At 45.4% G+C, this 22,050-nt stretch carries 25 protein-coding genes and 1 other RNA gene; 19 read left to right on the plus strand and 7 right to left on the minus strand.

What is annotated here, in order from left to right; all coding sequences use genetic code 11:
* Positions 1 to 275 precede the first annotated feature (275 nt).
* The 3 genes from egtD to egtC form a co-directional block, all read right to left on the minus strand.
* Positions 276 to 1,319, minus strand: coding sequence for an L-histidine N(alpha)-methyltransferase (gene egtD / locus QT992_RS23695; protein ID WP_333316512.1), 1,044 nt, complete (start codon positions 1,317 to 1,319; stop codon positions 276 to 278).
* 510 nt (positions 1,320 to 1,829) lie between these two features.
* Positions 1,830 to 3,161, minus strand: a complete 1,332-nt coding sequence (locus QT992_RS23700) for an ergothioneine biosynthesis protein EgtB (protein WP_333316514.1) — start codon at positions 3,159 to 3,161, stop codon at positions 1,830 to 1,832.
* Positions 3,133 to 3,921 carry an ergothioneine biosynthesis protein EgtC gene (gene egtC, locus QT992_RS23705; protein ID WP_333337567.1) on the minus strand — a complete coding sequence of 263 codons (789 nt, stop codon included), beginning with the start codon at positions 3,919 to 3,921 and terminating at the stop codon, positions 3,133 to 3,135. The genes QT992_RS23700 and egtC overlap by 29 nt, the downstream gene beginning before the upstream one ends.
* 160 nt (positions 3,922 to 4,081) lie before the next feature.
* Between egtC and QT992_RS23710 the strand changes: the two genes are divergently transcribed.
* From QT992_RS23710 to QT992_RS23720, 3 genes are all read left to right on the plus strand, one after another.
* Positions 4,082 to 4,300: a hypothetical protein gene (locus tag QT992_RS23710; RefSeq protein WP_333337570.1), complete on the plus strand. Its 219-nt coding sequence runs from the start codon at positions 4,082 to 4,084 to the stop codon at positions 4,298 to 4,300.
* Between the two features lie 970 nt (positions 4,301 to 5,270).
* Positions 5,271 to 5,558 carry an RNA recognition motif domain-containing protein gene (locus tag QT992_RS23715; RefSeq protein ID WP_015179076.1) on the plus strand — a complete coding sequence of 96 codons (288 nt, stop codon included), beginning with the start codon at positions 5,271 to 5,273 and terminating at the stop codon, positions 5,556 to 5,558.
* Positions 5,559 to 5,598: 40 nt separating this feature from the next.
* Positions 5,599 to 5,814 (plus strand): hypothetical protein, encoded by a 216-nt coding sequence (locus QT992_RS23720; RefSeq protein ID WP_333316516.1) that lies wholly within the window; start codon positions 5,599 to 5,601, stop codon positions 5,812 to 5,814.
* Between the two features lie 12 nt (positions 5,815 to 5,826).
* Here the strand turns inward: QT992_RS23720 and QT992_RS23725 are convergent, their stop codons facing one another.
* A complete protein-coding gene (locus QT992_RS23725; protein WP_333316518.1) occupies positions 5,827 to 6,273 on the minus strand; it encodes a hypothetical protein in 447 nt (148 codons plus the stop codon).
* Between the two features lie 504 nt (positions 6,274 to 6,777).
* On the minus strand, positions 6,778 to 9,264 hold the full coding sequence (locus QT992_RS23730) for a putative PEP-binding protein (RefSeq protein ID WP_333337573.1): 2,487 nt from the start codon (positions 9,262 to 9,264) through the stop codon (positions 6,778 to 6,780).
* Between the two features lie 72 nt (positions 9,265 to 9,336).
* On the opposite strand from QT992_RS23730, the gene QT992_RS23735 reads away from it, so the two are divergent.
* Complete coding sequence (locus QT992_RS23735) at positions 9,337 to 10,041, plus strand: ComF family protein (protein WP_333337576.1); 705 nt, start codon at positions 9,337 to 9,339, stop codon at positions 10,039 to 10,041.
* A 264-nt stretch (positions 10,042 to 10,305) separates the two neighbouring features.
* Here the strand turns inward: QT992_RS23735 and QT992_RS23740 are convergent, their stop codons facing one another.
* Positions 10,306 to 10,860, minus strand: coding sequence for a 2'-5' RNA ligase family protein (locus tag QT992_RS23740; protein ID WP_333316524.1), 555 nt, complete (start codon positions 10,858 to 10,860; stop codon positions 10,306 to 10,308).
* Between the two features lie 120 nt (positions 10,861 to 10,980).
* Between QT992_RS23740 and QT992_RS23745 the strand changes: the two genes are divergently transcribed.
* The 15 genes from QT992_RS23745 (at position 10,981) to QT992_RS23815 (ending at position 20,111) form a co-directional block, all read left to right on the plus strand.
* Complete coding sequence (locus QT992_RS23745; protein WP_333077099.1) at positions 10,981 to 11,247, plus strand: YciI family protein; 267 nt, start codon at positions 10,981 to 10,983, stop codon at positions 11,245 to 11,247.
* Between the two features lie 23 nt (positions 11,248 to 11,270).
* Positions 11,271 to 11,367: signal recognition particle sRNA small type (gene ffs / locus QT992_RS23750), an RNA gene on the plus strand.
* A 23-nt stretch (positions 11,368 to 11,390) separates the two neighbouring features.
* Complete coding sequence (locus tag QT992_RS23755; RefSeq protein ID WP_333316526.1) at positions 11,391 to 11,774, plus strand: phasin-related domain-containing protein; 384 nt, start codon at positions 11,391 to 11,393, stop codon at positions 11,772 to 11,774.
* A 198-nt stretch (positions 11,775 to 11,972) separates the two neighbouring features.
* Positions 11,973 to 12,416 carry a hypothetical protein gene (locus QT992_RS23760; protein ID WP_333337579.1) on the plus strand — a complete coding sequence of 148 codons (444 nt, stop codon included), beginning with the start codon at positions 11,973 to 11,975 and terminating at the stop codon, positions 12,414 to 12,416.
* 34 nt (positions 12,417 to 12,450) lie between these two features.
* On the plus strand, positions 12,451 to 13,026 hold the full coding sequence (locus QT992_RS23765; RefSeq protein ID WP_333337582.1) for a Uma2 family endonuclease: 576 nt from the start codon (positions 12,451 to 12,453) through the stop codon (positions 13,024 to 13,026).
* A gap of 90 nt (positions 13,027 to 13,116) precedes the next feature.
* Entirely contained in the window at positions 13,117 to 14,463 is a 1,347-nt protein-coding gene (locus tag QT992_RS23770) for a DNA phosphorothioation system restriction enzyme (RefSeq protein ID WP_333337638.1), read from the plus strand.
* Between the two features lie 117 nt (positions 14,464 to 14,580).
* The gene (locus tag QT992_RS23775; protein WP_333337585.1) at positions 14,581 to 14,826 is read left to right on the plus strand and encodes a hypothetical protein; all 246 of its coding nucleotides are present in this window, start codon (positions 14,581 to 14,583) and stop codon (positions 14,824 to 14,826) included.
* On the plus strand, positions 14,823 to 16,886 hold the full coding sequence (locus QT992_RS23780; RefSeq protein ID WP_333337588.1) for an AAA family ATPase: 2,064 nt from the start codon (positions 14,823 to 14,825) through the stop codon (positions 16,884 to 16,886). The genes QT992_RS23775 and QT992_RS23780 overlap by 4 nt, the downstream gene beginning before the upstream one ends.
* 137 nt (positions 16,887 to 17,023) lie before the next feature.
* A complete protein-coding gene (locus tag QT992_RS23785) occupies positions 17,024 to 17,344 on the plus strand; it encodes a nucleoside triphosphate pyrophosphohydrolase (RefSeq protein WP_333337641.1) in 321 nt (106 codons plus the stop codon).
* A gap of 67 nt (positions 17,345 to 17,411) precedes the next feature.
* Complete coding sequence (locus QT992_RS23790) at positions 17,412 to 17,882, plus strand: DNA phosphorothioation-associated protein 4 (protein ID WP_333337591.1); 471 nt, start codon at positions 17,412 to 17,414, stop codon at positions 17,880 to 17,882.
* Positions 17,883 to 18,090: 208 nt separating this feature from the next.
* Positions 18,091 to 18,939 (plus strand): endonuclease/exonuclease/phosphatase family protein, encoded by an 849-nt coding sequence (locus tag QT992_RS23795; RefSeq protein WP_333337594.1) that lies wholly within the window; start codon positions 18,091 to 18,093, stop codon positions 18,937 to 18,939.
* A 155-nt stretch (positions 18,940 to 19,094) separates the two neighbouring features.
* Positions 19,095 to 19,283 carry a DUF6888 family protein gene (locus QT992_RS23800; RefSeq protein WP_333077086.1) on the plus strand — a complete coding sequence of 63 codons (189 nt, stop codon included), beginning with the start codon at positions 19,095 to 19,097 and terminating at the stop codon, positions 19,281 to 19,283.
* Positions 19,270 to 19,485, plus strand: a complete 216-nt coding sequence (locus tag QT992_RS23805) for a DUF6887 family protein (protein ID WP_333316545.1) — start codon at positions 19,270 to 19,272, stop codon at positions 19,483 to 19,485. Before QT992_RS23800 ends, QT992_RS23805 begins: the two co-directional genes overlap by 14 nt.
* 28 nt (positions 19,486 to 19,513) lie before the next feature.
* Positions 19,514 to 19,750, plus strand: coding sequence for a hypothetical protein (locus QT992_RS23810; protein WP_333243736.1), 237 nt, complete (start codon positions 19,514 to 19,516; stop codon positions 19,748 to 19,750).
* Positions 19,743 to 20,111 carry a type II toxin-antitoxin system RelE/ParE family toxin gene (locus tag QT992_RS23815; protein ID WP_333316548.1) on the plus strand — a complete coding sequence of 123 codons (369 nt, stop codon included), beginning with the start codon at positions 19,743 to 19,745 and terminating at the stop codon, positions 20,109 to 20,111. The genes QT992_RS23810 and QT992_RS23815 overlap by 8 nt, the downstream gene beginning before the upstream one ends.
* Here QT992_RS23815 and QT992_RS23820 read toward each other — a convergent pair.
* Positions 20,104 to 21,696, minus strand: a complete 1,593-nt coding sequence (locus QT992_RS23820) for a DGQHR domain-containing protein (RefSeq protein WP_333377846.1) — start codon at positions 21,694 to 21,696, stop codon at positions 20,104 to 20,106. The two genes, QT992_RS23815 and QT992_RS23820, sit on opposite strands and share 8 nt — an antisense overlap.
* Positions 21,697 to 22,050: the final 354 nt, after the last annotated feature.

The raw sequence follows: 22,050 nt of genomic DNA on the forward strand, positions 1-22,050 counted from the left end.
TTGTTCAAGGCGGTTGAAACCGCTACCGACTTTTCCCCGTGTCTAAAGCCAGGGGCTTGCGTCTCGTTTTCCGGTCAGTAGTCAGTAGTCAGTAGTCAGTAGTCAGTAGTCAGTAGTCAGTAGTCAGTAGTCAGTAGTCAGTAGTCAGTAGTCAGCAGTCAGTAGTCAGTAGTCAGTAGTTACTGATTATTGGGAGATATTCAAAACAAATAACAAATAACAATTGGCAATTGGCAACTGCCAACTGCCAACTGCCAACTGCCAACGGTCAACTGTCAACTGTCAACTGACATCTGACAAAGCATCAAGCCAAACCACTGATTTGGATCTGTCCAAACCTGCACTGGCATTAAACCCCGCTGCGACAGTTCTTTTTTTACAGTATTGAGATTGAACTTGCGCGATATTTCGCTGCGGATAGTTTCTCCCGCTGCAAATTCAACCGTTAAATTGAGAGAACGCAAGTGCACTGTTTGCGCTTTTTTACTTTTCAAGTGCATTTCAATTTGACATTCCTCTTGATTGTAAAAAGCCCAATGCTCGAACTGTGATAAATCAAAATTTCCCTCATATTTTCGATTTAAATGTCGCAGCATATTCAAGTTAAATGCTGCCGTTACTCCTTGACTGTCATCGTAGGCAGGCTCTAAAATATCCTTAGATTTGTCCAAGTCAATTCCCAGCAAAAAATACTCTCCCGGCTGCAGTGCACCGACAATTTGCGAGAAGAATACATCGCATTCTTGAGCGTTGAGATTGCCGAGGGTACTGCCTAGAAAGCAAATCATTCGGGTTGGCAACGGCGACGGTGCAATTTTAGCTAAGGCTAATTCGTAAGTGCTGACAAGTCCGTGAATGTGGAGCGACGGATAATCTGCTAACAGTTGACAAGCGCTGCTTTCTAGGATAGTAGGACTAATGTCGATCGGCAAATAGTGCAGGGGATATTCCAGTTGACTGTAAGCATCAAGGAGAATCCGAGTTTTGGTGGAACTGCCGCTGCCGAGTTCGACGATTTCGCAGGGGCCCGTTAAATTGGCGATCGCCCCCGCGCACCCCTGCAAAATTGCCGTCTCAGTGCGTGTCAAGTAGTATTCCGGCAACTGGCAAATCAACTCAAACAGCTTCGATCCGCGATCGTCGTAGAAATACTTTGGAGGCAGGGATTTGGGGGTTTGAGTCAACCCCCTAACTGCATCGCTGCCAGCATTGATTTCTGCGGGTGTCAGTGCCGCAGCGCTCACCAGCCGCTCTAAGTGCAGCCGGTTTTCCTTCGTTGAGGCTGAGTTTGTCGTGTCGGACAGTCTTGGGGATTTCATAAAGTAATTTTTAGATGCACACATGGGTATATCACGCAGTCGCGTTGCCAAATATCGCGCTCAAGTCAGATTTTTCAGGTCACTCTCCATTCTCTATTCTCTCACCCGATGGCGATCTCATCCACAATTAAAACTTAAAATTTATCCACAAAAATTATTGAATACTTAACAAAACTTGTTTTACCTTGAGCTTGTTACATGGAAAAAAGTTAGGCATTTCGCAAACAAATTTTGTCTCCAATTCCCTCTCCAGCCATTGATCTGATGTGGGAGCATCTCAGTTTTGTAAAAAGCATTTTTTTATTGTAGTGCGAGCGTCCCCGCTCGCGTATTGTACAATACGCGAGCGGGGACGCTCGCACTGTAAATGCAAAACTGAGATGCTCCCATCTGATGTTCGTCAAATAAGCTTTCTAAGACAAGTATTAAGGAATTTGTTAAGTTGAAAAGTCTGATGACTAAATTCCTTAATATGAACAAATTTGATGGTTATTATAATTACCTAGCCAACTACTTAGCGCAGCGAAAACCAGCAATAATTTGCCGCACGCCCGGATAGTACCAATTCCGAAAGGTCGATCGCAGTGCCTGCGGAAAAGTCGCCCAACTCCCGCCTTTCAAAACCCGGTGTTCTCCATCAAAATAAACTTGAGAATATCCCCTGTAAGGATAACTTTCAAATCCCGGATAGGCATCAAAGGTTGAAGCAGTCCATTCCCAAACATTCCCCAACATATCCCAGCAACCAGCAGCACTTGCTCCTTTAGGAAAGGCATCAACTGGCGAGGTATTGGCAATATTATTGCCGTGATTGCACAGGCTGCCGTTTGGCGGTTCTTCTCCCCAAGGATAGATGCGATATGTTTGATTTGTGGCATCCCAACTCGCAGCTTTTTCCCATTCGGCTTCCGATGGCAAACGCTTGCCGATAAAGTTGCAGTAAGCTTCGGCTTCGTACCAACTCACGCCGCAGACTGGATGGTTGTTGAAAGCTGGATTTTCTGACCAGTAAAGCGGTTGAGAGACGGCTTCGCCTTGCAGCCATTTCCAGCCGTCCGCTGACCACCAATCAGGGTTTTGATAGCCGCCGGATTCCATGAAATCTCGGTATTGACGGCAAGTGACGGGATAGCGATCGATCGAGTATGCTTCTAAATAACACAGGTGGCGCGATCGCTCATTATCCAAAGCCTCAGCAGCATCGCTTCCCATGTAAAATTCTCCGCCCGGAATTTCAATCGCCGAATCGGTAATTGGGAATTGGGAATTGGGCATTGGGAATTGGGCCTTGGGCCTTGGGAATTTCTGCTGCTTTATTCCTCGCTTTATTCCTCTGTGTCGTAGAGAATTAATCCGTGTATCCGTGTCCAAATCCGTGTCGTGCCTTCCTTCCTTCTTCCTGTGCATTTGCAACACGAAAGCAACTGTTTCGCAGTGCTGGCTTTCGTGCTGAATAATAAACCGCCACAGACGTTCTTGCTCGTCGATCGGCGCTACTTCCAAATAATCTAACACCTTTTTTCTCACCGCGTCCAGATATAATTCAACTTCACGTAACGTCGGCAGAAAAACCCGTTGTTTTTTCGGCAAAATATCAGCAGCAAACAGTTGGTGATACTGAGGAAAGACTGGTTCCAACCCAGCACATCGCTGCAACAGCCACAAATCCTCAGTATAAGCAATGTGACCTAAGTGCCAGCCAACTGGACTGAAATCAGGATGAGCTTGACGGCAAAAAGTATCATAATCGATGTCTGCAAATAGCTTGAAAGTGCCGCTGCGACACTGCTGCAAATCGCGATAAATTGCCTCTCTACAAGATTGGATAGATTTCGATATCACGCTCTACTCCGGTACTGATAATGCTCTGGACTGGACACTCGTGCCAATTGCCAGCAAATAAAGGTTCAGAAGCAATAATGACAGAATTCGGGAAATTTAAATCGTCTCGCAGCCAATAGAGGGAAGGAGGGGTTTTTTGGGAAGCAAAGCGAGAGGCAACGAGCTGGTGTCCGTCGCTGATAATTATATTAGCTGAAAATTCTACTTGGTGAAAGTTTGCTAGCTCGGCCAAAGTTTTCAGCGAGTTTTGCAAAGCTGCTTGTATGGTCAGATTTCCGGCTGTCAATTCATTGACAAACAAGGCGAAGATATGCTCAGAATCTGTAGTACCGTTAATTGATTGATACAGCGTATCGCTGAGCCGATCGCGAATTGGTCTGTAAAGAGTTTGCCGAAAATTTTTCACGAAGCCGTTGTGTACGAACAGCAGGCGATCGTTCTGAAACGGCTGACAGTTGCTCAAATCTACAGCTTGTCCTGAAGTTGCACTGCGAACATATCCGATCGCGCATCCAGATTCAACGTATCGACTGATACTCGGAAGGTTAACGTCGCTCCAAATTGGCTGTACATTTTTATAAGTAAACGGGTCAGTATCTAGGTGCGGGTGATACCAACCAATACCAAAACCGTCAGCGTTGAGTAGGCCAGAAGTCATTTCGCGGGGCTGGTAACTCTGCACAATTAGGGAATGTTCCGGCTTGTACAGAATAGCATCGAGTAAAATCGGCTCCCCGAGGTAGCCCAGCAAACGGCACATAAAATTTTTGCAGCAACGTGATTAGCATTGTAGGCCATTAGCCGGCTTCTTCGCCATCGCCCATCTTCAGCGCTGGAAGGTTTTTTGTAGGCCGCTACCAGCATCGCAGTACAAACGATACAGTTAAGGTAGAACCCCTGCAGCACAAGGAGACTCTTGAATGTTCCTCGACGAACTCATCCCAATGGCCCAAGAATTGATCCAACAGCCGATCGCCTTCGCGGGCGGATTTTTATCTGGCCTGCTTCGACTCAACCTTCACGAAGATCCCGTTAAAAGCTGGATCGACGAGCAAGCTGGTTCAACTTCCTACACTACTCCCCCAGCCGAACCCACCAACGGTAAAAGCAGCGGGCCTCAGTCAATCTCGATCGACTAAGGAAAAGCAGTAACATCCTCCCAACGCCAAACTGATTACAGTTATGGCGTGGGCTTCCAAACTTCACAGTTTGGCTTTTCGCGTTTTTCCCTTACGGGATTTCCACACTTGGCTAGACTGAATTGCTCACTTCCCGCTAGAAACTCTGCACAGACACTTTCGATTCCCGTATAGCCTTTCTCAGATAGATGAATTACAATAACAGCAGTGTGTAAACCAGTTCCCAATATTTGGCTGAGAAAGTTGACGAAATGCAAACTCGATCGCCTTTCCTAATTATTGATAATTTGTTGTGTTGATAAAAGTGAAAATATTTTTTAGTTTTGACCATAATTTATCAGGCTTATGATAAATCAGGCGCAGGGGGCGACAAGTATATTGCTTTCGCCCTTCTTCTTGATTACTTTCTTTACTTATTTGGCCTCTTTGTATGACCATTTTCCATCACTACCAAAGCATTTTTCCATAGTTTCGGTAGGTAGGCGGAGCAGAAAATCCTCAAATGTAATTGTATCATTTTCCTTCTTAAATTAACTTATATTAGAACTTTATGAACCATATAGCAATCCTAAATAAATCGTAATTTTTTTACCCCTCCCCAACCCTCCCTGAAGCCGCGGGGAGGGAGTAAGAAATTCACAAATGATTCGAGGATTGCTATACCTTGTTAGTCGCTTTGTTTCCGAAGATGCTTGGTGATCCGTCGCCCACCTATCACTGATCTGATGAAAATCAAGTATTGTTCAGGGGTGGGATTCCTCGCCGCCCCAAAACTCATCTCCTCACTCATCCGCAGGGCGAGTGAGGATATGAGTTTTGATTAAGCTAACTATTGCAGCCAGTACCAAGGGTTGGTCAGTCCGGCAAACCCTTTTAGTCAGAGTCGATCGCCCAGTTGTATGGTAGATAGCACTTGACAGTTAAATTAAAAGGTTATTATGTATAGCACAACAAGTTCAGTTCGATCGACATGACTATCTACATTGGAAATCTGTCTTACCGCGCCACCGAAGAAGACCTGAAAGCAGTATTTGCAGAATACGGCACAGTCAAGCGAGTTGTCTTGCCTACCGACAGGGAAACCGGTCGGATGCGCGGTTTTGCATTTGTTGAGATGATGGAGGATGCCCAAGAAGACGCTGCAATTGCCGAATTAGACGGTGCAGAGTGGATGGGGCGCCCCTTGCGAGTGAACAAAGCTAAACCGAAAGAAGAGGGAAATCGAGGCGCAGGTATCAAAAGAAACGACGGATATTAGTCTGCGATGCGGCGGTTGACATCCTCTCGAAACCCACCTGATGCACCAGTGCGCCAGTAGCGCCGAATTGCAAACAGCAGTTGATTTTGGGGATGCAATGTCAAATCCGCTGCACAAAAACATCGATTCTTTAGGGGCTGCACTTGATTCATACTTTTTGAGAAAGACAGAATTTATGCACGCTAGTCTAGAAACCCGATTTCTTCCCGGATACCTCGCTGCTAAAACCAAGATTTATCAGGAGAAACCGGGTTGATGAGCCGCAGTCTTAGAAAGAGTAAACTCGCCCTTTTTCATCAATATAAACTGATCGGTCTTGCCTAGTGCTGCCGTCGGCTCTGGTGATGCGAATCGTCACAATGTTTGTCTGCGAGTCAACATTATAGTCGTATTTCAAAGTTGTGGTTCCTCTTGCGACATTAATCGGAATATTGGCAATGTCGCCGGTGCGATTGCTGATGCGAACAATGATGTTTCTGCTGGCTCCGACGGGCAAGGATGACAAGCTGGCACCTGATTGACCGTATTCTAGGTTTAATCCAGTTTCATTTAACAGTCTTAGGGTAATGTTGCGAGTATTGTCAACCTGCGCTTGAGGTTGCCAGAATCCGGGTTTTTTGCCACCGTCAGTTGCAGGTTGAGAAAATGCTGGGTGAGGAGGCATGAAGGCCAGGGCGGCAAGTATTGCTGCGGTTGCAATAATTTTTGATTTCACGGTTTTTACCTCCATGTCAAGAATTGGTGATATTTCTATCCTAGCTTTAAAATCGGATGTTAGTGGAAGGAAGTTCGGCAACGGATTATGTAACGGATGTAACTTATATCTTGCACCATTTGCAATAAGCTTTTTATGGACGGGCAGGATGCCCATCCCACAATCAAATTAACTCTTTGTGGAACAGGCCGAAAAGCCTGTTCTTGAAAATGGTGCAAGATATGAGATGTAACGGATGTAACGGATGTAACGGATGTCAGGAAGAAGGAAGAAGGAAGAAGGAATAAAAGCAATAAAAGCAATAAAAGCAAGGGCTTCACCAATTAAAAATGTCCTCACTGTCTGGGCGGTTGCTATATAATTAGAAACCGGATTTCTGTAGTTGTTAATATTCCTGGACGCACGGGTTGTCTAGAAAGCCGATTTCTGAGCGGGTGGCTGCTTGCCAAAGCTATGATTTAGAGTAGAAACCGGATTTCTGAGGTAAAGTGAGTCCGGGATTTGTTAATTGTTAATTATCGATCGAGCGGCTTCTAGCAGCAGGCGCTGTTCGGCGCGGACGATCGCCCTGCTAGTTTGTTCTACAGCATCGACATTGACCGAAATAGACGAAATCCCCCACCGCACGAAGGATTCAACTGTATGGGGATACAATGCGGGAGCGTCGCCGCAGATCGAGCAAGGAATGCCGGCAGCCCTCGCCTGAAGGATTAATTGTTCGATCGCCCTCATCACTGCTCGATCGCGCCCGTTGAAAGCACCTGCTACCTGGTCGGAGTTGCGGTGAATGCCTAACAGAAATTGGGTTAAATCGTTGGTGCCGATGGAAATTCCTTGAACTCCGGCTTTTACGTAATCTGGTAATAAAAATAACACCGAAGGAACTTCCGCCATAATCCACATTTGAAACTCTGTAGAGCGGTTTTTCCAAACAGTTTCTAAGCGCTGGCGGCAGTAGATAAACTCGTCAACCGAGCGCACGAAAGGCAAAATTAAATTAACATTGGTATGACCTGACTCGCAGACTTTTTGAAGTACGCATAGTTCCCAATCAAATAATTCCGGTTCAAAGGTATAACTGAAACTGCCGTGGGCGCCTGACTCGCGTAAGTCGAGAGATCGATAAAATATTGGCTGCGGCGAAACGGCAGCAGCAAACAAGCTGAGGCAATCCGCCATGCGATCGACAAATTCCGATTGGCGGCCGTCTTGCAGCCAAACTTTGGGGTTTTCACAGTCCAAAGCTTCTAATGCCATTAATTCCGATCGCAGCAATCCGATGCCGTCTATTGGCAGATTTTTGAGGCGGTCAATCGAACTTGTTTGGCTGACATTAACTAGCAGTTGAGTCGCCGTTGGTGGGCCCCAAACATATTGAGTAGACTCAGATTGTCGAGCTTTAGACGCCCAATTGGACGATCGCTCGGAGGTAGAAGATTGGTGTTTGGCTATTGACATTTTGGCTGCTGTACTGTATATATCTGCCTTTTTTGCTGTGTCCCGAAGTCGGCGGCTGTCTCCTGTCTCGATCGCATCCTGTTGGGTGAGGGCAAAAACTTCTCCGCTATCGCCGTCTACCACAACCGAATCGCCCGAGGCGATCGCCCGCGTGGCCCCGGCAACTCCCACAACGGCGGGAATCCCCAATTCTCTCGCTAAAATGGCGCCGTGGCAGGTCATGCCTCCTTGTTCCGCAACCACCCCAGCAGCCACTTTTAGCCAAGGCAGCCAATTCGGATCGATTGTCGGGGCTACCAAAATGCCTCCGGCTAAGAATTCCGCGTTTTCTGGGTGGGAATTAGTCATAACTTGGGCAATTGCTTCGGCTTTTCCTGATGCTGCTGCCAAACCTCTGAGTATCGCAGGAGTTCGGGCTGGGGCGATCGAGTTTCGGTGCGGGAGGGATCTCGGATTTTCTTCTAGTGGCGCAGCTTTTTCCCCTTTCACTAGACGAACTTGAGTGAAATAAAACTGCGGTTCGCCGCTGTTTGCTGTCTGGTTTAGCGTCCACTCCAAAATTAAATCCGAGTCAAATTCTGCGATCGCTTTTTTACTCAATTCAATGATTTCTTGCAGTTGCCATTCCTCTAAAACGTATTCTGTTTGTGCTTCCTCTCCCAGCGCTAAAACTTGCACGCAACAGTCAGCAAAATCAGGAATTATAAATGGAGAATCGGGAATTGGGAAAGCAGCAAACTTGCCCAGCAGCAGTTTTTTTTTCGGTTCACCATCGCCGACTTTGAGATTGTAGGCTAATGTTTTGTAACCGATCCGCTGGAATTTAACCGCGGTTGTTTCTGGCTGCACTTGATAGTAATCGGGGATGGTTTCTCCCCTAGCGAGAGACAATCCCAAACCGCTGGTGGCTTGGATTTCCCACTGTGCGCCCGCCTTTGTTTTCACCTCGCCTGCGGCGATCGCTTCTTGAAGTGGCTGCACCAAAACTGCGGGATTGATTTGCTGTACCCGCAGGCCGCACCGCTGCCAGTAAAATAGACTTCGGGCTCTGAACATTTCTGCCCAAGCTCGTTTGAGTCCGGCCCCAATGGCTTCGGGTTCTGCCCGTACTGCCTGAGATTCCAGAATGCCGACTGTTTTCGGGTTCCAGGAAGTCAGGGAAGGGCGAAAAATTAAGGCTGTGGAGTTTAAGTTTGACTGTGAGTTGAGTTGAGCAACCGCAGACTCTAGGGTGGAGAGCAGTGAATCTGGCAGTTTGCCGGCGAGGATTTGGTGGCGGATGCTGCGGGCGATCGATTGCAGTTGTCTGGGTTCATCGACATTCAAGTGCAGGGAAGAGTGTGGCCAGTCAGCAAACAGCGGTTCTAGGCACTCGATCGACTCTAAAAACTGCCAGAATGTGGTGGCCGGCACGACAAAACCCGGTACAACAGGATGATTTTTCTGGAGCAAAGAGCTCAAGTAAAATGCTTTTTCTCCCACTGCATATCTGTCGGAAGGTTGAATTTTGTCTAACCAGTAGAGGTTTTTCACGCTGCGAGCCTGTCGGTGGAAACTGATTGAAGTTGAAAGTTTTTCCCATTAATCACTTACGATAATTTTAGGATGAACAAGCGAAAATGGACGGGATTAGTCAAATCTTTTCTCAATCTATTTCTTAAGTCTAACTGTCCTCTTTGTCAGCGACCGGCCGCCGAAGAGTTTTGTTTGTACTGTCACAAGCAACTTCAGCGATGTCAGTTAAGCGATCCGGGTCGATTTTGGCATTCAGAGCAGCGTGTTTTTGTGTGGGGTGAGTACGGCGGGGCTCTCAAACGGGCGATCGCAGCTTTGAAATATGACGACAATCCGCAATTAGCGAAACCTCTAGGCGGCTGGCTGGCGGAAGCTTGGCTGAGTTTTCCTGAATTAGCTATAGACAATTTAACAGTTGTACCGATTCCCCTGCACAAAGAAAAGCTCAAGCAGCGCGGTTTTAACCAGGCGGAACTGTTGGCTGAAAGTTTTTGTGAGCTGACTGGTTTGCCTTTGCAGCGGCACGGTTTGGATCGGGTGAAAAATACTCAGGCTTTATTCGCTCTGACGCCACAGCAGCGACAAGCGGAAATGAAAAATGCTTTAGGTTTGGGGAAAGATTTTCGCCGCCGGCGCCCGCGCGATCGGGTGCTGTTAGTTGATGATATTTACACTAGCGGTACTACGGTTAAGTCGGCAATTAAAATTTTGGAACAATCGGGAATTTCGGTTTATGGAACTGTGGCACTGGCAACTCCGAATAAGAGCGATCGGTCAATCGATTTTAGATTTTAGATTTTAGATTTTAGATTTTAGAATTGAAGCATTGACCCCACGGATAAATTGGGGGGCAAGTTTATCGGATACAGGTTTCTTATTTCTCCACCACGGATGAATCCGGGGCTTGTATCCTTGATGCTTTCGGTAAGTTGTGACTGGCTTTAATTTTCAACAGGTTTCTAGTGAGGAAATGATATTTATCAGGATTGGCTAATAAAAAAAACTGGGAAAACTAACCGCGAAGACGCTAAGGACGCGAAGAAAGAGAAGGGAGAGAGTTTAGGCGGAAAGTGGGAATTGGTTGCTGATGTTCCATCGGCTGCCGTCGTGAAGCAGTAAAGTTAATGCGGAAGCGGTAAACTCAAAGTGGAGCGATCGCCCGGAGAATTCCAACCAAGCAGTTTGAAAATTCTCTTTAGTTAAATCGCGAAACGCTACTGTCATGTGCGGTACAAATGGGCGACTTTGAGAAACTCGATCGACAATTCCCAAATTTGCCTCCAAATAACTCATTAAATCTTGGTGAATCTCTAGCAATTCTGGTGATTTGACAACATCAGCGTAAATGACGCGGGGGGCGAAAGCGGCAAAACCGGATAGAGTAACGGGAATGGGCGGCCGGTTTGCAGAAAACTGGTTCAAACTTTCCTCTAATTTGGGAACATCCTCCGCTAACGAGTGAAAAGGAGGTTGCAGCGTGATGTGCGGCGGCGAATTCAAAGCACCGCGGCTGTTGTAGTGTTCCGCAAAATACTGTTGAATCTCAGTAATCTGGTGTTCAATATCGGGAGGCGGCACTAGGGCAATAAAAAATCGCTGTTTTGACTGGTTCATGGGATAACATCGCAGTTAAGAAAGGATGGTGCAAAATGGAATAGGTTGCATTAGCCCTAGAGCCCGTTGCCGATCGCCCATTCCCAATCTAAAATATAAAATCTAAAATCCCAAATAAAAATGCCTTGGTTTGTCAAAATTGAGCAAGGAATTGTCGAAAAGCCTGTCTTTGACCAATACGTGCCAGCTCACAGAGCTTATGTCCGAGAGTTGATTTCTAAAGGACACCGAGCGAAAACTGGCTACTGGGGGCGGCGGGGCGGCGGTATGTTGATGTTTGAGGCGGGTTCGATGGATGAGGCGAAGGCGATCGTCGCTGAAGACCCGCTGGTAAAGAACGGTTGCGTTATTTATGAAATTTATCACTGGTGTGTGGTTGAAGAATAAATAACTGTGTTATACTCATAAATGAACTGGACCCACGCGATTCCAACGCCCAAATCTTGTCAGGACCGGAAGGTAGCAGCAACACGGGATGCTTGTAATAGGCGTGGTCTCCGGTTCACCCAGTTTTATGAGGTGTAGCTCCTATGCCTGGTTTCGGAGATATTTTACAAAAAGCAGTTTACCTTGGTGTCGGGCTAGCTTCCTACGCTGGTGAAAAAGCTGGCAGCAAGTTAACTGAATTACGCACTGAAGCCCAAAAGCTGGCAGACGAATTGGTGAAGCGGGGCGAGATGTCCACCGAAGAAGCTCGTCGCTTTGTTGATGACATGGTACAACAGGCTCAGCAGCAGCAGCCCCCCGTAGCCTCGGCTGGGAACGAAAAACCCGCTGAACCTCGGCGGATTGAAATTGTTTCTGAGGAAGAAGATGTCTCGGCAAAAGATGCTAAAGAGACAGGCGGCGTAGACAAGCTCCGCGAACAGGTGCAGAATTTACAAGAGGAATTGCGGCGGCTGAAGCGGGATTAAGCAGCAAAAAGCTCGCTCAGCAAAGCATGAAGGGAACTCAGGATAATACTCTTGAGTTCCCTTTTTGAATATTTCCCCTGTCAAACTTGACCGGATATCCGGCAATAGGTAATAGAATTGAAAGTAGGTGCAAGCACTTCGCATGAGGCTGGCTGCACCTGTCTGTAAAATATTTTGTAATAGCCAACTGTCAAATACATGGAAGATTGGTCTAAAGATTTTTTTGGAGTAATGGAAAATGCTGTTTCTGAAGTAGAGCAGTTTTTTAGCGAAATGGGCGAAGAGTTTGTCGAAATGCTGGACGTTTTGGCAAAAATGTCGGAAGAGTTTACAGAAGAAGTACAAAATAATCTGATTAACGACATTGATGGTTATTTCAATGAATTTGACGGTTTATTTAATGAATTTATCGAACCGATAATTGAAATTTGCCGCGACTTCGACCCGGAATTTGATGAGATAGATTTGTCGATGGTGACTTATGTAGACCCCTCGCCGACGCAGCAGCCGGCTTGTCGCGGTTGTCGCAACTATCACGGTCAAGTTTACGGTGGCAATTTGTTGGTTTGTGCGATGCACCCTACTGGTGTGGAATCGGAGAGTTGTGCTGATTGGGAAACTGACAGCGATATGAATTTTTAAGACGGCAGTTGAGTTTTTGAGGGGTTAATTGTTTATGGTAACGTCAATTCAGTCTCCGTCCAAGATTTCTCTCGAAGAGTTTCTGCTGCTTCCAGAAACTAAGCCTGCTAGCGAGTATGTTGACGGTCAAATTTATCAAAAAGCTATGCCACAAGGAAAACACAGTACGTTACAATTCGAGTTTCCATCTGTTATTAATCGAGTTGGCAAACCGCAGAAGTTAGCTTATGCGTTTCCAGAATTGCGCTGCACTTTTGGGGGACGTTCTCTTGTTCCAGACATAGCAGTGTTCGAGTGGGATCGCATTCCTCTAGATGCTGACGGAGAAATTGCAAATAGGTTTGAAATTGTACCGGATTGGACAATTGAGATTTTATCGCCGGATCAAAATCCAACTCGGGTCATTAATAATATTTTGTTTTGCTTAAATCACAATGCTAAACTGGGTTGGCTGATTGACCCGGCAGAAAAATTAGTTCTTGTTTTTAAACCGCAGCAGCAACCAGAGGCGAAGGAGGGTCAGGATATTTTACCTGTGCTCGATGTGCTTTCGGATTTGCAACTGTCGGCGGATGATTTGTTTCGGCTGTTAAGTTTCGATCGCCCGTGAGTTACAGTTGAGTATAGGGAATTTTGCATCTAACGGCATTTAAAGGTGAATCGCTCAACGGCTAATAATTCGCAATTTGGATTTCCGAAAATGCCGCCATCGCTGCAATTGCGAGAGTATCAGCGAGTGGCGGTTGCTAATTGGTTTGCGAATCAGGGACGCGGTACGCTGAAAATGGCGACGGGTAGCGGCAAGACGATTACTGCGCTGGCGATCGCCACTGAATTATACAATAAAATTAACCTACAAGTCCTGCTCGTAATTTGCCCTTACTGCCACCTGGTGAATCAGTGGGCGCGGGAATCAGAGAAATTTGGTTTAAAACCTATTTTGGCTTTTGATAGCGCCCGTAGTTGGCAAAACAAGCTGGCTGCGGGTTTGTATGAAGTGCGATCGGGCGAGCGAGCATTTCTCACAATCATTACTACCAATGCTACCTTAATGGGAGATAGTTTGCGATCGCAACTGCGCTATTTCCCAGAAAAAACCCTGATTATTGGAGACGAAGTTCACAACTTAGGCGCGCCCCGTCTAGGAGAAAGTTTGCCGCGCAATATTGGACTGCGACTCGCCCTTTCCGCTACCCCAGAAAGGCATTTCGACGAACAAGGAACCGAAGCTATTTTAGATTATTTCGGCCCGGTTTTGCAGCCGGAACTTACCTTAGCCGACGCCATCCGCCAAAAAGCCTTAGTACATTATTTATACTATCCAATTTTAGTAGAATTGACCGCAGCCGAAACCCGCAAGTATTCCCGCTTAACTAAAAAAATTGGCTGGGCGCTTTGGGGCGATGAAAAAGTAGAAGAAAACGATGCTTTAACGACTTTATTAATGCAGCGAGCCCGGTTAATTGGGGCAGCGGCTAATAAATTAGTAGCGTTGCGAGAATTAATGATTCACCGTCTCGATACAGCCCACACTTTATTTTACTGCGGCGATGGTGCGATCGAAGGAGGTGCCCGCCGAAATAACAACCGCCAACTAACAGAAACCGCGAAGTTATTGGGTTCAGAATTAGGCTACCGAGTTAACACTTATACTGCGGCAACTCCTTTAGCAGAAAGAGAACGATTGCGTCAGCAATTTGAGAGTGGAGAATTGCAAGGTTTAGTCGCGATTCGCTGTTTGGATGAAGGCGTTGATATTCCAGCAATTCGCAATGCTGTAATTTTAGCAAGCAGCACCAATCCGCGCCAGTTTATTCAGCGCCGGGGACGCATTTTGCGGCCACATCCGGGGAAGGAAAGGGCAACTTTATTTGACATGATAGTTTTGCCTCCTGATTTGGGCAGAGAAACCTTAGAAGTCGAGCGCAATTTGCTGCGAAAAGAGTTGAAGCGGTTCTTGGAATTTGCCGATTTAGCCGACAATGCTGGGGAAGCTAGAGTGAAATTGTTGCAAATTCAGAAGCGTTACGGGCTATTAGACATTTGACATTTATTAAGGTTCGGTTTATGTTTGAGAAGAGAGAATTATTCGATCGCAGTTTTAGTTGCTACTTTTAATATTTGCAAAAAAAATATGATGGAAAATCTGAATGAAAATTTGATTATGGCATTTAGATATGAAGATAGTGCGATCGCAGCCGTACCGACAAGCATTTTAGCAGAAAATCGTTCTTCTTATCAAACTCATCAGGAATTCAGCGACGTACAGGAACCTATTACTAGCGCGCCGCCGGAAGTCCGACAAATTATTGAGCGGGTATTGGAAATTGAAAAAGATAAACTGTACATGAGGGCTCCCCGCTATATTAGCGATGACATTTTGAAAATTATTAAGGAAGCAATTGTATGAAGTTAATTTCTATTACTCTCTGCAATTTTCGGCAGTTTTTCGGCCAAACACCCGAAATTAAGCTAGCCTGGGGCGTGCAAAATATTACAGTAATTCACGGTAATAACGGCGCGGGAAAAACAGCTTTGATGAATGCCTTTACTTGGGGACTTTACGGAAATCTGAGCGCGGGTTTTACGGAAGAACAATCAGTAAATAAACGCGCTATTGCGGAAGCAAAACTGGGCAAACGAGTACCTTGTTGGGTGGAAATCGTGTTTGAACACGACAGCAAGCGCTACCAAGTAAGGCGCAGTTGCCATGCTTACAAAAGTCAAAATAGTGTCGAACACAGCAAAGGCGAATTGTTTATGCAGGTAGCAAAAGATGACGGCCGCTGGATGCTACCGCCCCAGCATCCTGATGATATTATCGGACGAATTTTGCCGGAAAGTTTGCATCAATATTTCTTTTTTGACGGGGAGCGAATCGAGCAAATTGTCCGCCACGATAAGAAAACAGAAATTGCTGAAGCTACTAAGGAATTGCTGGGAGTAGAGGTGCTGAATCGCTCGATTAGACATTTGGGAGATGCCAGAAAGTCTCTAGAAACAGATTTAAGAATGATTGGCAGTTCCGAAATTAAGAAACTTTTGAAAGAGAAGCAAAAATCTCAAAAAGAGGCAGAGCAATTTTCGCAAAGAAAATTAGAAATTGAGCAAGAATTGATTCATCAAGGCGAGTTAAGAAAAGCAGTTAACGGTGATTTGCTGCTACTGGGCGGTGCCGCCGAATTGCAAAATTTGCGAGACGAATTGGAAAAGCAGCGCCATTTATTTAAGCAACAAATCTCACAAGCTACAGAGGCTCTAAAACGCTCAATCTCTATGCGCGGTTATGGGGTATTTTTGTCAGAGGCAGCGGCGGAATTTCAAGTGATTGTCGGGGGTTTGCGGGAAGGTGGCTCGTTGCTTTCGGGGATTCAGCGGCCGTTTTTGGAAGAGTTATTAGCGCAGCAGCGGTGTATCTGCGGTGCGGAATTAGTGGAGGGTTCTGAGTCTCGCCAACAGGTTAGCGGTTGGATTAATAAAGCGGGTGTTGGCGATGTGGAAGAAACAACTATTCGGATTAGCGATCGGGTAAATGAAATTAATAAACAAGTGGCTGATTTTTGGGAGGAAATTGACCGACACCAAGGCAATATCAGCCGCGACAGAACCGAACTTTCGCGGGTGGAAACGCAGTTAGACGATATTCACAACAAGCTGCGAAATTTTCCTGACGAAGATGTCAGCCGCTTGCAAAAGCGCTTGGATGAAATTGAGGCAAAAATTGGCGATTTGCACCGGGAAACAGGCTCTAACCAGCAGCAGATTGAGAGTTTGAATGCGTCGATCGCGAATCTGGACAAGCAAATCGATAAGCAGCAACTGAATGAGCAAAGGCAAGTATTAGCCCAGCGCCGGATTGCTGCGACTCAGGATGCGATCGATCGCCTAACTGAAGTGCGATCGCGTTTAGAAAAACAGTTTTGTTCTCAGTTAGAAAAGCGGGTGCAAGATATTTTTAGTCAAATTTCTTTTACTCCTTACATCCCCAAGTTGAGCGATAAATACGAACTGACGCTAGTAGAAAATACGTCGGGACAAGAATCTTTGGTTGCCGCTTCTACAGGAGAAAATCAAATTCTCAGTTTATCGTTTATCGGCGGGATTATTGAGGGCGTGCGTGAGTGGAGTCAAAAAAATACTTTGATGGGCCCGGATAGCAGTACGTTTCCAATTGTGATGGATTCTCCCTTTGGGAGTTTGGACGAAATTTATCGCAAGCAAATCGCGAATAAGCTGCCGAAGTTGGCGAATCAATTGGTAGTTTTGGTAACGAAAACTCAGTGGCGCGGAGAAGTTGCTCAAGAGATGGAAAGTTGCACCGGCAGGGAATACGTGCTGGTGTACAATTCTCCGAAAGCTGATTGTGAAGAAGATGCGATCGAACTTGGCGGGACGCGCTATCCTTTAGTTAGGCGCAGTCCCAATGAATTTGAATATACGGAAATTGTAGAGGTGGATTATGACTTCTAATTCGGCAATTAGGCAGGTAGTGACGAGTTTAAACCTGATTTAGCTTACTATATCGGTTCAGATTTGAGAGTTTCTCCTGATCGCAGCAATTCAACAGTTGATTCAAACTTTTAGTCAAGGTTAAAGGAGTGTTTGACGTGGAAAAGGAGTATCATAAGTTGGTGCGCGATCGCATTCCTGAAATTATTCGCCAAAGCGGGAATGAATGCGAGTTTGTAATTTTGTCGGAGGCAGAATACCGTCAAGCTTTGCTGCAGAAATTGATTGAAGAAGCGGGGGAAGCGGCCCAGGCCCAGGAGGAAGATTTGGTGGCGGAATTGGCGGATTTGTATGAGGTGATAGATGCGGTGATGGCGAGTTTTGGCATTTCGGGCGATCGACTTTTGGCGGAACAAATGAAGCGGCGGGAAGCAAGAGGAGGTTTTGCACAAAAAATTATGTTGTTGCGGACATGGTGAAGTGCGCCTGTGCGGACTGTTGGATATTTGCGAGATGTATTATAGTTAGAAACTAGATATTATGGCAATGGCTGCTAACAAAATTAGAATTGCTAAAGATAAAGCGGAGTTAGTCAAATCATTAACTTTATTGGATAACCACACTGGCCCTTTTCAGACTTACGCCGATGTCATCGCCTTCGCCGCATCCTTGGGAAAGCAGCGGAAAAAACGATCGCCTTTGGGGGAAATTTCTAAACGAGAACCAGGGGCGATAGATGTTGATATCTTTGTATCCAGGGGTTACGATATGGCGATTAAATTAATTGCGATCGCCGAAACCAAAAATCCTCAAATTCTCTCCCATATCGACGAACAATTGGAAGCAGAACGCTTGCAAATTTTTGAAGAATATGCTAATGGGGGACTGGAAATTTTGCGAGAAGAGTTGCGGGGTGCTGCCGATTATACCGATCGCCTGTTGTTGGTTTTGATTTCTGAAAGAGACAACCAACATCGGTCAAATGAAGAATTCGATTTAAGCAAGTTTTTATTTTAATAGGTTTTCCATGAAGCACATCCCAAAAGATATAATCAAGAGATGCTTAAAGCAAGCTGCAAAATTTCTTGCTTACAGTTACTCAGCATTTATTATCTGCTATTTCATTCTCAAATTAATTTTTTGGGATCGACTGTGGATTATTGCCTTAATTAGCACTTTTAGCCCCTTAATCTTATTCCCAACTTTCTTGCTTCCGATCATCGGAGTGTCAATTATCAAAAAAAGATGGTTCACTATTATTTCGGCGATCGCCTGCATTCTCCTAATAAGTTGGCTGCACATTAAATACTTTTCTCCCGCACCAATAAACATCACAAATTGGCAGCCCAGCATCAAAATTTTATCCCATAACGTCCGTTGGTATAAAACTCAGTCGCCAAGTTTAGTTAAACTGATTCAGAAGCAAAAACCCGATATTATATTTTTACAAGAAATCGTTAGTAAACATACCGAAAGAGCTTTCACCTGGTTAAAAGCAGACTACCCGTATCAAATTGGCACTCCCCCTGTAGGAATTCTCAGTAAATATCCGATTGTATCCAGCGAAATACTGCACTTAGCCGGCCATCGAGAAACGCAGCAGCGGGCAATTATTAAATTTAACGAACAAGAAGTAGTGATTTACAATATGCAAGCTACCGGGCCGTGGTTTAAGAGATATAGAATCGGGCGTTTTCTCCAAATTCCAGTTTACACATATGGCAAACGATCGCCTGAAATTCAAGACTTAGTGCAGCGAGTTGAGCGAGAAACTCTGCCAGTAATTGTCGCGGGCGATTTTAATATGACAGACGAAACTCAAGACTATGACAGGGTGCAGAAAGTCATGCAAGATTCTTTCCGAAAATCGGGATTTGGGTTTGGTTTTACCTGGCCTCACGGTTGGGAACTTAAGTTCTTGGTAAAAAGCTCGAATTGGAGATTAAATTATCCGGTTTTCCGGATTGATTATATTTGGTATTCAAAGCATTGGGGTGCTAAATCGAGTTCAGTTTTAGAGGCAACTGAGTCGGATCATTTGCCTGTAGGAGCAGAACTTATTTTGTTGAAATAAAGCGGTATAATGTATATACATTGAGAGGTAAACTTGGGTACAATATCGAGCGGTAGTAGTGTTTTATAGACAAAAATTACTAAAAGGGATAATATTAATATGCGGTTTTTATTGAGTTATATGTTAAGATAAGTATTAGGTTGAGTGATTGACAAATGCCTACTGCTGCCCAGCTAGAGAGTTTATATCGCATCAGTTATCAACTGACCTACACAATGCTTCAGCCTATACATCTGATTTGTGTTGACGATCGCACTCGTAACGTATACATATTGGCTGGGTACGATGAAGAGCTTGAGTTCCAAATTTTACCCAATGGGGAGTTTGCTGATGAGCCAAGTTAACTATAACGCTATGTCGAATACTGAATTGAAACAGTATTTTCTTAAACATCGTGGAAATCGAGCCGCTTTTCAGGCGTACTTAGACAGAATCAATCAGCATCCGCTGAGGATTATTGCAAGTCCCAGTGATCCAGATTTTGATGAGAAAGTTCAAGCCGCAATTCGCCGCAAGTTAGAAGCGGCAAGAAATAGCAATAGTTAGCAATCTAATAAAATTGATAGGCACACCCATGCAAATTAACCTCACCATTACCGATCGCCTAGAACAGCAACTTCTTGAGAAAGCTAGCCAACTCAACCTGCCCATTGAAACCCTGATTTTAGAATCGCTGCGCCAACTGTTTCAAGAAGACGAAGAAGAGCTATCTAAAGAAGATATCCTCAACAGTCTTCGGATTGCGCTTCAGGAAGTAGAAGACGGTAAAGTTCACCCGATCGCAGAACTTTGGGATGGTATTGATGTCTGAACTACCCAGCATCCAGGTTCTGTTTGCAGATCAATTCAAGCGCCAACTCCGAACCCTCGCCAAACGCTATCGTCAGATTCAAACCGACTTGCAACCTCTCCTACAGCAGTTGCAAGCAGGCGAATGTCCAGGCGATCGCATTTCTGGTACAGGCTACACCGTCTTTAAAGTAAGAGCCAAAAACAGTGACATTAGTAAAGGGAAAAGTGGAGGCTATCGCATCATTTATCAAGTCACATCAACCACTTGTTTCATCTTGCTCATCATCTATGCCAAATCTGACCAAGAAACGGTTGCTGTAGAAGAAATTAATGATATTATCGATAACTTCCGCAATCAGCAACAATCAAAACTTAGCTAAGCACTGGTGGCAATCCTACCTCTTGTGGCTGCACAAATCGGCCGTTAAAACTAATAGCTTTATCCTCAAAAGTCCTCGCTTCCGCTACCGCTTGCCGCAAATGAGCTCGCTCCATATCGTCCTGAATTCCCCCCACCAAATATACAATTAACTTCGTCGCTAAATCCTTTCCAGAAACTAGCATTCGCTTTTTGTTCGGATCGTACAAAATCCCGTACCACGCAGACTCTGGATTGTCCATGTGGCTAAATCCTTCATCGACATCGTACCTGCGGAGTTTGTCGAAAATAGATTTCAGGGAAAGTTTCTTTCTAAATACTAGAATTCCCAAAGCATTAGCTAAAGCAACTTGACCGACGGGACGGAACAAAATATTTCCCTCGCCCCCTGGCTTTTCAAAACTAAATCGGCGCAATTCTGTCGTTTCTTCGCCGCTTTCAATTCTTTGATAGCTGGGTAAAGTTGCTAAATGATCGAACAATTTTTTAAACTCTTCAATTCCCTCTTTTAGTTCTTCATCTTCGGGACGCATGGGAATTAAACCTTTTCGTTCCGGCTTCCAATGGGGGAATTTGTATTCTAAATACCGTTCGGACATATCTTGCAGCGCTTGCAATGTGGTTAACACAGTTGATTTTGCTGCGACTGTGGCGCTGTCCCAATTGACGCGGGGGTTTCTGTCATCTTGTTCTTTTAATAAGGGATGGGTGACGGCAATTTTGCGGGCGCAAATCGCAAATCCGTTGTCCTCGTTTAATAATGCTAGCTGGCCCTGACTCAGCGTTACGGCCATTAGGTTAACGTGCACAAAGATCGATCGCACGCGCCGTTGTGCTTGCTGTCGCGTTTCCCCCGCTACCGCCGCCGGGATAAACTCAATCCCGATTTTTTCGTGAGCTAATTTATACACTGTTTCGGGGTCTATTTGATACTCTTCTGCTAAATCTTCCAGAGTAATTGCAGCGCCGACAGGTTTTTTATTTTTGTTGTATCTTTGCAGGATTCCGGTTTTAATTAAACTCATTAAACCTTGAACTCCCATCAGCCGATGCTGGCCGTCTAAGGCAAAAATAGAGACTTTTTGAGAGACATTCAAAAGCCCTAAGTTCTCGTTTTTATCAAAGGATGTAAATTCAGTCGCGGATTTGGTTGCTACGCCATTTTTATCCCATTCCTCGGCTAAAGGATTATCTACCCACGGGGGACTGACGACTACTAAAACTGCGGGGAATTTGTGCGATTTTCGGGCTGCTAAATATTGAGTTAGGGTGGCTTGCCGCGACCAATCTAAGGGACGCTGGATAATTTCGTCAATGGTTTCGTCGTCGCGGACGATGTTGTTCGTTTGGAGGTCGAATTTTTGGCGGAAAAGCGGCATTTGCGAGGCGAAACGGACGCGAGAGTCTAACCATTCTAGGGTGACTGAACCGATGTATGCTTCGCTGTTTCCCATCTGGGTTTTTTGGACGAAAATGCGATCGTCCTTTCCTAAATAATTATCTAATAAAAGTGCGATTTCCTGTCTGTCGCTATTTTCTTTTTCTAAAATCTTTATAGCGAGGTCATCCGCTGGGTTGGTTGTCATGGGCGGTTTTTATATAATTAGGTTATTTTTTCAAAAATATCATGGGTTAAATTGTATGTCAACTCTTGTTTTTTAAAAATTTTTGTGAAATACTTAAAACACTAAGTAAATTCAACCGTATATATCATTTAATGTTTTATTTGTCAATAGCTTAGGGGCGATCAGGCTTGATGCAGATGCGTCTGGGTCTCACGCGCCACCGTCTGAGTCCGCCAGGGGTTGAAAACCCGCCACCATCGGGGCCCGCCAGGGGTTGAAACCCCGCCACCATCGGGGCCCGCCAGGGGTTGAAAACCCGCCACCATCGGGGCCCGCCAGGGGTTGAAACCCCGCCACCATCGGGGCCCGCCAGGG

Source organism: Microcoleus sp. T3_D1 (assembly GCF_036700405.1).
In the GTDB taxonomy this organism is placed as follows: Bacteria; Cyanobacteriota; Cyanobacteriia; order Cyanobacteriales; family Microcoleaceae; genus Microcoleus.